Consider the following 13,061-nt stretch of genomic DNA (forward strand, 5'->3'; position numbering starts at 1 on the left):
CAGGTCATACCAGCGCCTTGTTAACAATTAACTTATTGAGCTAAAGGTTTTTTATAACCAACTGCCATTGCGAATTACTCCAACGGCTAAGCCTTCGATAGCAAACTGCTGTTGGCGTAAGTCCACTTTAATAACATTAAAATCTTTATTTTCCGGGTGCAATAATACCTGATGGCCATCGCGCTGAAACCGTTTAACCGTGACATCTTCATCAACTCTGGCAACCACAACCTGCCCGGGTTGTGCCTGCGAGGTTTTATGCACTGCCAGCAAATCACCATCCAGAATGCCAATATCCTGCATGCTCATCCCCTGTACTCTTAATAAAAAGTCGGCATGGGGTTTAAATAAATTGGCATCAACCTGGTAGTGGCTCTGTACATGTTCTGCTGCCAGAATAGGTTGTCCAGCGGCAACTTTACCAATCAATGGTAACCCAAGCTGCTCCGGTTCATTTTCATCTTCCAGTAACCGAATGCCACGTGAGGTACCCGGCATCATGGTCAACACCCCTTTTTTTGCCAGCGCTTTTAAATGCTCCTCTGCTGCATTAGCTGACTTAAAGCCCAACTGACTGGCTATTTCAGCGCGGGTTGGAGGCATGCCGGTCTCAGCCTGATAATCTTTAATAAGTTGCAAAATTTCTGCCTGACGAGGCGTAAGTGGTCTCATAATGCTGGCTACCTATACAGTTAATACTGTGAGTATATACAGGCTTTTTAGAATTGCCAAGTTTTTGTCTGCACGACAAATTTGCCAGCTTTCGCTTCCATGATATTCTTGTATGTCTGTGATTCACCGCCGGTATTGTTATGTTTTCTTTGTTATCGATTCTTACCGTCTTATTAAAATGGCCGCTGCGGCTGCTGGTAAAATTTAAAATTGTGCCTGATGACGCCGTCACTGAGCTGGCGCTGGACGTAAACCGGCCTGTTTTTTACGTTTGTCACACTGAATCGGCCAGTGATCTGGCGACGCTGCGCCGGGTTTGTCAGAAGCTGGAGCTGCCCGACCCACTGGATCCTGTTTCCCTTGATGGCCAGCAACTGGCCCGCACCTTATTTCTGGTAAAGCCGCATAGCGTTGTCGGTGGCAGACCGAAAACCCGCGCCCTGGATCAAGGCCAGCAACTGCTGCAGCTACATCTGACCAACCCCGACCTGAATGCGCAGCTGGTTCCTGTTGCTATTTTATGGGGGCGGGCGCCCGGTAAAGAGAACAGTATTAAATGGTTACTCGGCGAGGCTAACGCGCCACACTGGCTGGCAAAAATATTAATTGTGCTGGTGTCGGGCCGCCATACCCTGGTGCGGTTGAGCCGTGCAGTATCTCTTAACCAGATGGCAGCACAATTCGGCGCCAAAACGGATACGGCGCGCAAGCTGCTTAGAATGTCGCGGTTTCACTTTTACCGGCAGAAGCTGGCAGCTACCGGACCAAAACTGGTCAATCGCAGCCAGCTGTTCAATGCCCTCCTGGCATCGCCGGCATTAAAGCAGGCTATTGAAGATGAAGCACGCAGTAAAAAAATCTCCGTTAAAGTGGCCCGGCATGAAGCGCATAAGTTGTTGCAGGAAATCGCTGCCGATTATCGTGAGTCGACACTGCGGGTGGGAGACCGGGTACTGAGCTGGCTTTGGAAAAAACTGTACAGTGGCATCAAAATTAATAACGCTGACATGTTGCGCGAGCTGGCACAAAAGGGCCATGAAATTGTCTACGTGCCCTGCCATCGCAGCCATATGGATTACCTGTTACTAAGCTATGTTATTTACCATCAGGGGCTGGTCCCGCCGCATATTGCAGCGGGTATTAACTTAAACTTCTGGCCAGCCGGACCTATTTTCCGCCGTGGCGGCGCTTTTTTTATCCGCCGCAGCTTTAGCGGCAACAAACTGTATTCGGCAGTATTTCGCGAATATCTGAGTCAGTTATTCAGTAAAGGCTATGCCGTTAAATACTATTCCGAAGGTGGCCGTAGCCGCACCGGCCGGCTGCTGCAACCGAAAACCGGCATGTTGGCCATGACGGTGCAGTCAATGTTGCGGGGTATCGAACGACCGGTAACCCTGGTGCCGGTTTATCTGGGCTATGAACATGTGATGGAAGTCAGTACCTATGTTAATGAGCTGCAGGGGTCAGGCAAGAAAAAAGAATCCATTGGCGGGGTATTTAAAGCCATCCGCAATTTGCGTGATTATGGTTACGGCTATGTCAATTTTGGCGAGCCTATTCAGCTTAATCAGTATTTAAACCAACAGGTAAGTGACTGGAAAAGCAGTATTCATCCGCTGGCATTGCAAAAGCCTGGCTGGCTGAATCCGGTGGTAGCCAAGCTGGCTAATCAGGTAATGCAACATATTAATCAGGCAGCGGCCCTGAACGCCACAAACCTGATTGCCCTAAGTATTCTGGCAACGGACAAACATATTCTGACCCGCGATGAGCTGACCCAACAACTCGACTTGTATCTTAACTTGCAACGCCAGGTGCCCTATCACCCTCATGTCAGCCTGCCGGAAGGCGATGCCGACAGCCTTGTAAACCATGCTCTGGCATTGCAAAAAGTACAAAGTAGTACCGATGGCTTCGGCGAGCTGATTGGCCTCAGTGAACAACACAGCGTATTAGCCACGTACTACCGTAATAATGTTTTGCATTTATTTATGCTGCCGGCATTGTTGGCTGCAGCGGTGTTACATCAGCGCAGTATCAGCAGTCAGCAGCTACTCGGTTATATTGAACAGTTATATCCGTTACTGCGGGCAGAATTGTTCTTGTATGTCAGCTCGCTGCATACTTATTGTCAGGCATTGCTGCAGTTTATGACCGAACAAGGTTTAGTTGAGTGCGAGGGTGACAAGTATTACGCGCCGGCTCAGCAAAGCCGCCAATACTTTAAACTAAGTCTGTTGGCGCATAACGCCGAAGATACCCTGCAACGTTATGCGATAGTGCTGAATCTGATCCAGGCTCAGGGCCCTTTAAGCCGCGCCGATCTGGAAAAGCGTGGCCATCAGCTCGCTCAGCGGTTACTTAATCTGCATGGCATTGTCGCGCCCGAATACTACGACAAAGGACTATTTACCACTCTGATTAATGCATTAAAAGAGGCCGGCATAAGCCACACAGACAGTAGTAATCAGGTGTGCAGCAGTAGCCGGCTGGAGCAGCTGACCCAGACCGTTAACACCTTGCTGCGCAACGATATTCTGCAGAGCCTGCAAAGTATCATGCCGCAGCAAACCGCGCCTTAGCGGGCGCTGGCGTACTGGCGAATCACCCCTTCCTGGATAGTTGAGGCAACCAGTTCGCCGCTGCGGTTAAAAAACTGGCCCCGCACCAGCCCCCTTCCACCGCTGGCCCGGGGGCTGTCTACCGCATACAGTAACCAGTCATCAAAGCGGAAGTCCTGATGAAACCACATAGCATGATCAATGGTGGCCACTTGCATATTCGCTGCCATAAATGACGCACCATGCGGCTGTAATGCTGTTGGCAGAAAGTTAAAATCTGAAGCATACGCCAGTAAGTATTTATGAACCCTGATATCATCCGGCATATTGCCATTGGCTTTAAACCAGACATAACGTTTCGGTGCACTGATTTGCGGTTGAAACGGATTCTGAAAATCTACCGGGCGCATCTCTATCGGCTTTTCACAAATAAATTTACTCCGCAGCGCTTCCGGAATTAACGAAGCATGCTGCTGATAAAAAGCCAAATCAGACACCAGTTCATCCGGACCGGGGACTTCTGGCATAGGATCATAGTGATTGAAGCCCTGCTCTTCAGTCTGAAACGACGCCGTCATATAAAAAATAGGTTTACCATATTGAATGGCACTTACCCGGCGGGTGCTGAAACTTTTGCCGTCCCGGATGTTTTCTACTTCGTACACTATGGGTTTTGCGGCATCGCCCGGCCGTAAAAAATAAGAGTGAAAAGAGTGGACCTTGCGCTCTTCGGTCAGGGTTTCTTTGGCAGCTGACAGGGCCTGGCCCATTACCTGCCCGCCAAACACCGCCTTAAAACCTAAGTCCTGACTTTGTCCGCGATACAGCCCTAACTCAATCGTTTCCAGTTTTAATAACGATAACAAATTTTCTAATACCTGACTCATTCAGCGGTCCTTTTGCTACACTCTGCATTGTCTATTCTGCCGCAAAGCAAGGTACCTGGCAAAGATGAACTACTGGTTATTCAAAACTGAACCGGCTGAATGCAGTATTGATGATTTCGCCCGGGCACCCGACACGCCAATAGTCTGGGAGGGCGTCCGAAATTATCAGGCAAGAAACTTCCTGCGGGATCAAGTTGCCATTGGCGACCAGGTTTTTATCTACCACTCCAGTTGCAAGGATATTGGTATTGCCGGCATCGCCAAAGTGGTCAAAGCAGCTTACCCGGATCCCAGCCAGTTTGACCGTAACAGTATTTATTTTGATCAGAAATCGACAACTGAGCAACCACGCTGGATAGCGGTTAATTTACTGTTTGTCAGTAAGCTGGAGCAACTCATCAGACTAGACAAACTGAAAAGCTTAGCTACTCTGATAGAGTTGCCATTAGTTCGCAAAGGCAACAGACTTTCCGTTATGCCTGTTACCCGCGCAGAGTGGCAAACCATTATAGCGCTTACCTGACCGGCCTGACTGAATCCCAAAACGTAAGTCCATGTAGTTGGAGCCAGGTATGATTCAAGAGCGGCGCCAGACGGATAAGGATATGCATTATTTCTGGGACGAACTCAATTTAGCACAGAAGTTTTCTGTCGCAGAGTTGCAGCGATTCGGCTATGAGTTACGGTTTGTCCGGCAACAAAATAATCACAAAGTGGCAGTGTTGTTTGCCGGAAATAAAATGGCTGCCATAGACAATGAAGGCCAGATTGATACTGAGCCTCAGGTTGTCCTGAGACATTGACGTCGCAGTAACACCACCCTGGTGGAATCAGCGGTAAACTTATCAACCATTAACATACAGTAGAAGCAAGCAACAAATAGCCGGCGAATGCCGGCTTTTTATTTAGTAGCTAGTTGGCAAGTTCTGCCGCTATATAAGCGGCAACCTGTCTCTCCAGCACTGCCAGCGGTACACTGCCGTTACTCAACACAACATCGTGGAAACCACGAATATCAAATTTGTCACCCAGCTGTTGTTCCGCTTCATTTCGTAGCCGTCTGATAGTCAGTTCACCTAACTTGTACGACAATGCCTGGGCTGGCCAGCTAATATAACGATCAATTTCGGTAGTCACGTTGTGAATGGATAACGCAGTGTTTGCTGCCAGAAAATCGATAGCCTGCTGTCTGCTCCAGCCCATGCTATGCATCCCGGTATCGACAACCAGACGTGCTGCCCGCCACATTTCATAGGTCAGGCGGCCAAAGTCAGCATAGGGGTCGTCATAGAAGCCCATTTCCAGCCCCAGATATTCCGCATACAAGCCCCAACCTTCACCAAATGCCGAGGTATAAAAGCTACGCCGGTAATCGGGCAGGCTCGCTTGCTCACGCGCCAGCGATATTTGCAGGTGGTGGCCTGGCACCGCTTCATGCAGGGTCAGCGCCGGCATCTCATACAACGGCCGGCGATTCAGCGCATAAGTATTAACCCAGTAAAAGCCAGCCTGATCATCCCGTGATGCCCCGGCATAGCGACCAGTAGTGTACTTAGGCGCAATTTCTGCCGGCACCGGTACCACGCCATAGGGCGTGCGTGGCAACGTTTTAAATAAGCGGGGCAATTCAGCATCGGCCTTCTTCGACAACCATGCTGCGTAGCGCATCAACTCCTGCTCAGACTGCGGATAAAACTGCGGATCGGTACGCAGGAACTGAATAAAGTCAGCAAAACTTCCGGTAAATTCAAGTTTATCAATAATCGCCTGCATTTCAGCACGGATGCGTTTTACTTCGGCTAAGCCTGTGTCGTGTACCTGACGAGGGGTCAGTTCAAGCGTGGTATAGTGTTCGAGCCTGTTCTGATAAAACTCAGCACCATCTGGCAACGCACTGGCGGCGATAGTACTGCGGGCGCCAGGGATATATTGCTGCACCATGAAATCATAAAATGCCTGATATGCCGGGTTTACTTCGTCAATAATCAGCTGTTGCGCCCGGGCCTGCAGCTGCTGCCACTTTTCATCATTAATAGTATCAGGCTTGGTCAGAAATGGCCGGTAAAACACGCTGGCAGTCATATCTTCGGTAATATATGAACTGATGCTTTGTTCAAAGCCAGCCAGTACAGCTTTGGGCTGCGTGATTCCGGTCAGCAGTCCCTGGCGCATCCAGTCAGTTTGCTGTTGCATATACACCGGTACTGTTGCCAGTTTCTGCAGGTAATTTTCAAAGTCAGCGCTTTGGCGCAAGCCACTTCGCTGTAACAGCATTGCCACCGACGTATGGAAACCAGATTCTGACGTTAACGGCATCAGGTGAGCATTAAACCGGTACTCATCAATCTGATTTGCCAGCCGGTACTGCAATATCGCGTGATTAATCTGATTTTGTTCCGACAGCTTTTGCACGTTCACTTGTGATAGTTGTTGTTGCCATTCGAGACGCTGTTGCTGCCTTGCACTTAACGCTGCCGGTGACATATCGGGCAAGCGTTCTGGTTCGCTCTCAGTCAGGCGGGTTGCAGCCTGCCAGATTTGTTCCGCTAACTGGGTAAAACGCTGATCAGGATCAGTTGACAGCGGCGCTGCTGCGCAACCTGCCAGCATGGCCAGTAACACTGTGATTGTAACCATATTTCGCATCGTGTTATTCCTTCCACTAGTCTTATAACGATTGTAACCCGATTTACCCCGGAAGAAAGCCGGTTAAACTGACAAAACCGGCCGCTGAGCCGACATTTTCCGATCTGTTTGTCGCTATTTTCAGCGACTGAGCGATTTTGTTTACATAGCTGGTTGCCAGCGAGCCGGATTCGGTTACTATGGGACCTGAATATAATAGTAAAGTGATTGGCCCCGGAGCTAAACATCGTCATATGAAGTATCAGGATTCGCTGCAACAAGCGCTGGAAAAAGCGGGCTTAGTAAAAGCTTTCCTGCAGCACAACCAACTTGCCATCCACCCGATTAACTACGCGGTGGTGTACGACTACATCAGCGGTAACAACGCAGGTTTGTGTCAGGCGATTGAGCAGAAGCTCGCCAGCAAGACGGCTTTAGACGATTTTATTATGGCTGAGTTATATCAGCGGTGGCTGGCCGATGAAAATGCCGAACAAGAACAACTACTGCAGGAAGTTACAGGCATTGTTGGCAGGTTATCTGGTTATACCGATTTGGCGGCAGAGGCAACGGGCGAGTTTATTCAGCAGCTTGAGCAACAGTTAGATAATTTAGCTGCAGCGCCTGCTAAATTAGCTGATATTGCCGGCGTTATTAAAGCTCAGGCCCAGTCTTATCAACAACAGCAACAGCAATTACATAGCCAACTGGAGATGGCTAACAAGCAGAGCCATCAACTTCGGCATGAACTTGAACAGCTTAAATTACAGCGGATGCAGGATCCGCTTACCGGCTTGTATAACCGTATTGCCATGCAGAATCAGGTTGATCTCTGGTTATCTGAACAGCCGGAACGGCGAATTGCCGCCATCGCAGTTGATATCGACCACTTTAGCCGTTTTAATCAGGATTATGGCCAGACCATAGGCGATGTGATCCTCAGTAAAGTCGCGCGTAAAGTCGGCAGCTATGTTCAGGCCAGTGGCATGCCGGTGCGCTCAGGTGGTGAAGAGTTTTTATTACTGCTGCCTGATATCGATTTACGCACGGCGAATGAAATTGCTGAGCAAGTTCGTAAAGGGGTGGAAAAACTGCGGTTCGTATCCTCCCGTGATAAAAAAAGCCTGCCTAAAGTTACTATTTCTCTCGGGGTGTCGTTATTTCAGGCCAAGGAAAGCTGGCATCAGTTTCTCGCCCGCAGCTCGCAAGTACTGAAACTGGCCAAAGAACGGGGCCGCAATCAGGTCGCTGATGAATTAATGCTGCAACCGGGCTGAACCTTAAGCCACCTCTCCCGTATGTAAGCAGCTGTTGGCTAGTGAGGGCAATTCTTTTACACTAGCTATTCTTTTTAGTGCTGAAACAGGCAACCTGATGACTGAACCTAAACACGACACTACCCATTTTGGTTACAAAACCGTTCCCGCCGCTGAAAAAGTCTCGTTGGTGGCAAATGTGTTTCATTCAGTCGCCGCCAAATATGACATTATGAATGATGTTATGTCACTGGGCATTCACCGCTTGTGGAAACGTTTTACCCTGGATTGCAGCGGCGTCAGGCCAGGCCAGCAAGTTCTTGATCTTGCTGGTGGCACTGGCGATATTGCCGCTCTGTTCTCACGCCGGGTGGGGCCGTCAGGCAAAGTGGTATTAGCCGATATCAACGAGTCGATGTTAAATGTAGGTCGCGATAAACTGCGTGATTTGGGCCTGATCAATAATATTGAATTCGTCCAGGCGAATGCCGAAGCCCTGCCGTTTGCAGATAACAGCTTTGACATTATCAGCATCGGTTTTGGTCTTAGAAACGTAACCGATAAAGCTGCGGCATTAAAATCAATGTTTCGGGTATTAAAACCCGGTGGTCGCCTGCTGGTGCTGGAGTTTTCCAAGCCTGAGCAGCAATGGCTGAGTAAAGTGTACGATATGTACTCGTTTAAACTGCTGCCAGCGATGGGCCAGTTAATTGCCAATGACAAAGAGAGTTATCAGTATCTGGCGGAATCTATCCGGATGCATCCGGATCAGGAAACCCTGAAAACCATGATGGTTGAGGCTGGTTTTGCCGAAGTAAGCTACCACAATCTGACCGGTGGTATCGTCGCTTTGCACCGCGGCTTTAAATTCTGATGTTAACGGCCCTGTTACCGCAACTGCTATGTGCCAGTGCCGAACGCCTGTGCCAAAGCCTGATCAGCTTGGATAACGGTGCCACTGAGCGCTTAAAAAAACTACAGGGTAAACAGCTGGCTTTTACGTTGCGAGAGTTTAACCTGCGGTTAGTACTTACCGCCGGCGCTGACCGCCTGTTATTTAACCAGCACAATGAAGTGGTAGATTGTGCCATTAGTACCGATTTAGCCAGCCTGCGCCAACTACGCGATGCCAGCCAGCTGACCCGCCTGATTAAAGCAGATGCACTGCAGATTGATGGGGACATACAGGTTGCGCAGCAATACAGCTATTTTCTGCAAAGCCTGAATCCGGATTGGCAGGAAGCCCTGTCTGGTTATGTCGGCGATGCCATGGCGCATAAAATTGCGATAAGTATTAGCCAGTTACAATGCTATTTACAGCAAAAGACCCGTATGCTTGAGCAAAGTGTCACTATGCTGGCACAGGATGAGTTATTACTCAGCCCCGCCAGCCTTGAATTGCAACAGTTTAGCCAGGACGTCAGCGACCTTAGTGCCCGGGTTGACCGGCTGCTCGCCCGTCTGCCCGGCGATAAGGAGTAACAGGTGCGATTCAGCCGTTTTTATCACATTCAGAAAACGCTACTGCAATATGGTCTTGATGAACTGATCCCTGCCAGCTGGCAACCCTGGTATGCCAGGGGTATGCGCAAAAGTGCGTTCTGGCTGCACAACCGTTACCCTGACTACCCGGTAGGCAAACGATTGCGGCTGGCGTTGCAGAGCCTGGGACCGGTATGGATCAAATTTGGCCAGATGTTATCGACCCGGCGCGATTTATTACCCGCTGAGATTGCTGACGAACTGGCCAGACTACAGGATAAAGTGGACCCTTTCCCCGGCGAACAGGCGCAGCAGTTAATTGAGCAGGCACTGGAGCTGACAGATATCAGTGAGCTATTCAGCAGTTTCAGTGTGACGCCGCTGGCATCAGCGTCGATAGCACAGGTACATGCTGCCGTGCTGCGCCAGACTGACGGCAGCGATGCTGACGTCGTCATTAAGGTGATCCGGCCGGATATCCGCAAACAAATTATCGCTGACCTGGATTTAATGGATGGTCTGGCAGCTATCGCCGCCCGCTACTTACCCGATGGTAAACGACTACGACCACGTGAAGTGGTGTCGGAATACCGCAAAACCATTCTCGACGAGCTCGACTTGCAGCGCGAAGCGGCCAATGCCATTCAGTTGCGCCGAAATTTTGAAGGTTCTGATTCGCTATACATTCCCTATGTATACAGTGACTTCAGCCGGCCGAATGTCATGGTAATGGAGCGGATTTATGGCATTCCGGTATCAGACATTGCCGCGTTAAATGCGCAGCACACTGATATGGAGTTACTGGCCAAACGTGGGGTGGAAGTCTTTTTTACCCAGGTGTTTCGTGACAGTTTTTTTCACGCTGATATGCACCCGGGCAATATTTTTGTATCACGCGAACATCCTGAAAACCCGAAATATATTGGAATTGACTGCGGTATTGTCGGCACCCTGAACAGTGAAGATAAACGTTATCTGGCTGAAAACTTTGTCGCCTTTTTTAATCGTGACTACCGGAAAGTCGCCCAGTTACACCTGGATTCGGGCTGGGTGCCTGTAGACACCAATGTTGAAGAGTTTGAAAGTGCGATTCGCACCGTTTGTGAGCCGATTTTCCAAAAGCCGCTGGCCGACATCTCTTTTGGTCATGTGCTGCTGAATTTATTCAGTACCGCCCGGCGTTTTAATATGCAGGTGCAGCCGCAACTGGTATTGCTGCAAAAAACGCTGCTGTATGTCGAAGGGCTGGGCCGCCAGCTCTATCCACAGCTGGATTTATGGAAGACTGCCAAGCCTTTTCTGGAAAGTTGGGTGAAGCAACAGGTCGGCTTGCCTGCCCTATGGCGTCAGGTTAAAGATAACGCCCCCTTCTGGGCTGAAAAACTACCACAAATGCCCACCCTGCTGCATCGTTATCTGGAACAGGGCCCCAAACAACAGGCACTGATGTTGCAACAACTGCAATTGCTGCAATTACAACAACACAAAGCCAACCGGCAAATTATTGCAGCAGCGCTTGCCGCAGGTAGCCTGATAAGTGGTACTATAGCCTTTACCGTTGGGCCATTATGGCTGGCTGGTGCCCTGCTGGGCGGAACTATCTTTTTCGGTGTAAAAGCACTATTGTCATAAACTTGTTGCAAACTAACGCAGCAATTTCAGCATAAATTACAGAGGGTGTGATTATGGGTTTTGGCGGCATTAGTATTTGGCAGTTACTTATTGTTCTGGCAATTATTGTCTTGTTATTTGGCACAAAAAAATTGCGGGGCATCGGTACTGATCTGGGCTCGGCCATTAAGGGCTTTCGCAGCTCGATAAAAGATGAACCGGCAGAGGAAGACAAGCCGGAACAATTGGCTGAACAAAAGCGCGAGCAAAACGACATCCCGGCTGACAAAGCCAAACACACAGATAAAGAACAACACTAAATGGGTTTCTGGGAACTGCTGGTAATAGGGGTTATTGCCTTATTGGTACTGGGGCCGGAACGGTTGCCCGGCGCCATCCGCAGTACCGTAAAAACCGTTCGCAGTATTAAGCAGTTTGGCAGCCAGATGCAGGCCGAGCTTAGCGAAAACCTGCGGGTGCACGAATTGCATCAGAAATTAAAAGACGCAGAAAGCAAAAACCTGCTGAACCTGACCCCGGATGAACAAGCGGCGTTAGATGAATTGCGGGCGGCGGCAAAGTCCGTTAACCCGCCGTCAGCAGATCCGGCTAAACCAGAAATCAAAGATACTGCGCCAGCTAAAACTGACACTGACACTGACACCAAGTCTGTTGAACATAAACATGAAAACTAAACCGGAAGCCGATAGCCTGCTTGGCCATTTACTCGAGTTACGCAACCGGCTGTTAAAATGCGTTATTGCTGTGATCGTCGTGTTTGCCTGTCTGGCCTATTTCGCCGCCGATATTTATCAGGTACTTGCTGCGCCGCTGATAGCGGTGTTGCCAGAGGGCAGCAGTATGATCGCTACTGACGTTGCAGCACCCTTTTTCGCCCCTTTTAAGCTGACCTTTATTGTCGCAATCTGCCTGGCAATACCTTACATCTTGCTACAGGTCTGGCAATTTATTGCGCCTGCGCTGTACGGCAAAGAAAAGCGTCTTGTTGCCCCACTGGTCATCAGCAGTACCCTGCTGTTTTACAGCGGTATTGCCTTTGCTTACTTTGTGGTATTTCCACTGGTATTTGCTTTCTTTACCAGCGTAGCGCCGGTCGGCGTTACCGTAGCAACTGATATCAGTAGTTATCTCGACTTTGTCTTAAAGCTGTTTTTCGCATTTGGCTTATCATTTGAAATACCGGTGGCTATTTTATTACTGGTCTGGACCGGTACTGTCACTCCGGCCACCCTGGCCAGCAAAAGACCCTATATTGTCGTCGGCGCTTTTGTGCTGGGGATGTTGCTCACCCCACCGGATGTGTTGTCACAAACCTTACTGGCGGTGCCAATGTGGTTACTGTTTGAAGCCGGCTTATGGTTAAGCCGCTTTTATCAACCCGCGCCCGACCCGGAACAGACTGCAGAGGAAGAACAACAATGAAAAAACCACTTTGCCTAATCAATACGCTGCTGCTTGCAAGCAGTAGCCTGCTGAGCCCAATGCTGCACGCAGACCCAATGGCAGACGCTATTGCCGAGTGTCGGCAACAGCAAAACGCCTTAAAGCGGCTGGTGTGTTATGACGAAATAACAGTAGTAGCAACAGCCCAAGCATCAGCCAGCCCGGCCACTGCCAGCAATACTGCTGCTACCGCCAGAGCAGGGAAACCGGCAGCGGCCAGCAAGCCGGCAGCGCCCGCTGACAACTTTGGTCTGGAGCATAAAAAAACGGCTGAAAAACAGGCGGACCAGCTTTACCTGACGGTGCAAAATATTAGCTACAGCCCCCGTAAAGAACTGATTGTTGAGTTTGATAACGGTCAGATCTGGCGCCAGAATGACAATAGTTACTACGACATAAGCGTTGGCGAACAACATTATATTAAACGCGGCATGCTTAATTCCTTTACGTTGGGCAACGACAATAACAATCGAACCATTAAGGTTCGCCGGGTCGAATAA

Annotated in this window: 14 protein-coding genes; 11 read left to right on the forward strand and 3 right to left on the reverse strand. The window is 49.6% G+C overall.

Annotated elements, in window-relative coordinates; all coding sequences use genetic code 11:
• Positions 1 to 51 precede the first annotated feature (51 nt).
• Complete coding sequence (gene lexA / locus CRO03_RS16720) at positions 52 to 672, reverse strand: transcriptional repressor LexA (RefSeq protein ID WP_097112811.1); 621 nt, start codon at positions 670 to 672, stop codon at positions 52 to 54.
• A gap of 140 nt (positions 673 to 812) precedes the next feature.
• Between lexA and plsB the strand changes: the two genes are divergently transcribed.
• Positions 813 to 3,257 (forward strand): glycerol-3-phosphate 1-O-acyltransferase PlsB, encoded by a 2,445-nt coding sequence (gene plsB, locus CRO03_RS16725; protein ID WP_097112812.1) that lies wholly within the window; start codon positions 813 to 815, stop codon positions 3,255 to 3,257.
• Here the strand turns inward: plsB and tesB are convergent.
• Positions 3,254 to 4,123 (reverse strand): acyl-CoA thioesterase II, encoded by an 870-nt coding sequence (gene tesB / locus CRO03_RS16730; RefSeq protein WP_097112813.1) that lies wholly within the window; start codon positions 4,121 to 4,123, stop codon positions 3,254 to 3,256. The genes plsB and tesB overlap by 4 nt on opposite strands.
• 64 nt (positions 4,124 to 4,187) lie before the next feature.
• Between tesB and CRO03_RS16735 the strand changes: the two genes are divergently transcribed.
• A complete protein-coding gene (locus CRO03_RS16735; protein ID WP_097112814.1) occupies positions 4,188 to 4,646 on the forward strand; it encodes an EVE domain-containing protein in 459 nt (152 codons plus the stop codon).
• A gap of 49 nt (positions 4,647 to 4,695) precedes the next feature.
• Positions 4,696 to 4,926 carry a hypothetical protein gene (locus CRO03_RS16740; RefSeq protein ID WP_097112815.1) on the forward strand — a complete coding sequence of 77 codons (231 nt, stop codon included), beginning with the start codon at positions 4,696 to 4,698 and terminating at the stop codon, positions 4,924 to 4,926.
• Positions 4,927 to 5,035: 109 nt separating this feature from the next.
• Here the strand turns inward: CRO03_RS16740 and CRO03_RS16745 are convergent, their stop codons facing one another.
• Positions 5,036 to 6,769: a DUF885 domain-containing protein gene (locus tag CRO03_RS16745; RefSeq protein WP_097112816.1), complete on the reverse strand. Its 1,734-nt coding sequence runs from the start codon at positions 6,767 to 6,769 to the stop codon at positions 5,036 to 5,038.
• 179 nt (positions 6,770 to 6,948) lie between these two features.
• Between CRO03_RS16745 and CRO03_RS16750 the strand changes: the two genes are divergently transcribed.
• The 8 genes from CRO03_RS16750 (at position 6,949) to CRO03_RS16785 (ending at position 13,061) form a co-directional block, all read left to right on the forward strand.
• On the forward strand, positions 6,949 to 8,025 hold the full coding sequence (locus CRO03_RS16750) for a GGDEF domain-containing protein (RefSeq protein WP_245861709.1): 1,077 nt from the start codon (positions 6,949 to 6,951) through the stop codon (positions 8,023 to 8,025).
• 97 nt (positions 8,026 to 8,122) lie between these two features.
• Entirely contained in the window at positions 8,123 to 8,878 is a 756-nt protein-coding gene (gene ubiE / locus CRO03_RS16755; RefSeq protein WP_097112818.1) for a bifunctional demethylmenaquinone methyltransferase/2-methoxy-6-polyprenyl-1,4-benzoquinol methylase UbiE, read from the forward strand.
• Entirely contained in the window at positions 8,878 to 9,486 is a 609-nt protein-coding gene (locus tag CRO03_RS16760) for a ubiquinone biosynthesis accessory factor UbiJ (protein WP_097112819.1), read from the forward strand. Before ubiE ends, CRO03_RS16760 begins: the two co-directional genes overlap by 1 nt.
• 3 nt (positions 9,487 to 9,489) lie before the next feature.
• Positions 9,490 to 11,118: a ubiquinone biosynthesis regulatory protein kinase UbiB gene (gene ubiB, locus CRO03_RS16765; RefSeq protein ID WP_097112820.1), complete on the forward strand. Its 1,629-nt coding sequence runs from the start codon at positions 9,490 to 9,492 to the stop codon at positions 11,116 to 11,118.
• Between the two features lie 53 nt (positions 11,119 to 11,171).
• Positions 11,172 to 11,417, forward strand: a complete 246-nt coding sequence (gene tatA / locus CRO03_RS16770) for a twin-arginine translocase TatA/TatE family subunit (protein ID WP_097112821.1) — start codon at positions 11,172 to 11,174, stop codon at positions 11,415 to 11,417.
• Positions 11,418 to 11,792, forward strand: coding sequence for a Sec-independent protein translocase protein TatB (tatB, locus tag CRO03_RS16775; RefSeq protein WP_097112822.1), 375 nt, complete (start codon positions 11,418 to 11,420; stop codon positions 11,790 to 11,792).
• Positions 11,782 to 12,540: a twin-arginine translocase subunit TatC gene (tatC, locus tag CRO03_RS16780; protein ID WP_097112823.1), complete on the forward strand. Its 759-nt coding sequence runs from the start codon at positions 11,782 to 11,784 to the stop codon at positions 12,538 to 12,540. Before tatB ends, tatC begins: the two co-directional genes overlap by 11 nt.
• Positions 12,537 to 13,061 carry a hypothetical protein gene (locus tag CRO03_RS16785; protein ID WP_097112824.1) on the forward strand — a complete coding sequence of 175 codons (525 nt, stop codon included), beginning with the start codon at positions 12,537 to 12,539 and terminating at the stop codon, positions 13,059 to 13,061. Before tatC ends, CRO03_RS16785 begins: the two co-directional genes overlap by 4 nt.

The sequence above is a fragment of the Arsukibacterium tuosuense genome, assembly GCF_900215315.1.
GTDB classification, from domain to species: Bacteria; Pseudomonadota; Gammaproteobacteria; order Enterobacterales; family Alteromonadaceae; genus Alishewanella; species Alishewanella tuosuense.

Excerpts from the sequence above, each read along its gene's own strand:
- CRO03_RS16740 (WP_097112815.1), top strand. The coding sequence starts at position 4,696 with ATGATTCAAGAGCGGCGCCAGACGGATAAGGATATGCATTATTTCTGG.
- plsB (WP_097112812.1), top strand. The coding sequence starts at position 813 with ATGTTTTCTTTGTTATCGATTCTTACCGTCTTATTAAAATGGCCGCTG.
- CRO03_RS16745 (WP_097112816.1), bottom strand. The coding sequence starts at position 6,769 with ATGCGAAATATGGTTACAATCACAGTGTTACTGGCCATGCTGGCAGGT.
- tatB (WP_097112822.1), top strand. The coding sequence starts at position 11,418 with ATGGGTTTCTGGGAACTGCTGGTAATAGGGGTTATTGCCTTATTGGTA.
- CRO03_RS16760 (WP_097112819.1), top strand. The coding sequence starts at position 8,878 with ATGTTAACGGCCCTGTTACCGCAACTGCTATGTGCCAGTGCCGAACGC.
- tatC (WP_097112823.1), top strand. The coding sequence starts at position 11,782 with ATGAAAACTAAACCGGAAGCCGATAGCCTGCTTGGCCATTTACTCGAG.
- CRO03_RS16735 (WP_097112814.1), top strand. The coding sequence starts at position 4,188 with ATGAACTACTGGTTATTCAAAACTGAACCGGCTGAATGCAGTATTGAT.
- CRO03_RS16750 (WP_245861709.1), top strand. The coding sequence starts at position 6,949 with ATGGGACCTGAATATAATAGTAAAGTGATTGGCCCCGGAGCTAAACAT.
- tesB (WP_097112813.1), bottom strand. The coding sequence starts at position 4,123 with ATGAGTCAGGTATTAGAAAATTTGTTATCGTTATTAAAACTGGAAACG.
- CRO03_RS16785 (WP_097112824.1), top strand. The coding sequence starts at position 12,537 with ATGAAAAAACCACTTTGCCTAATCAATACGCTGCTGCTTGCAAGCAGT.
- ubiE (WP_097112818.1), top strand. The coding sequence starts at position 8,123 with ATGACTGAACCTAAACACGACACTACCCATTTTGGTTACAAAACCGTT.
- tatA (WP_097112821.1), top strand. The coding sequence starts at position 11,172 with ATGGGTTTTGGCGGCATTAGTATTTGGCAGTTACTTATTGTTCTGGCA.
- lexA (WP_097112811.1), bottom strand. The coding sequence starts at position 672 with ATGAGACCACTTACGCCTCGTCAGGCAGAAATTTTGCAACTTATTAAA.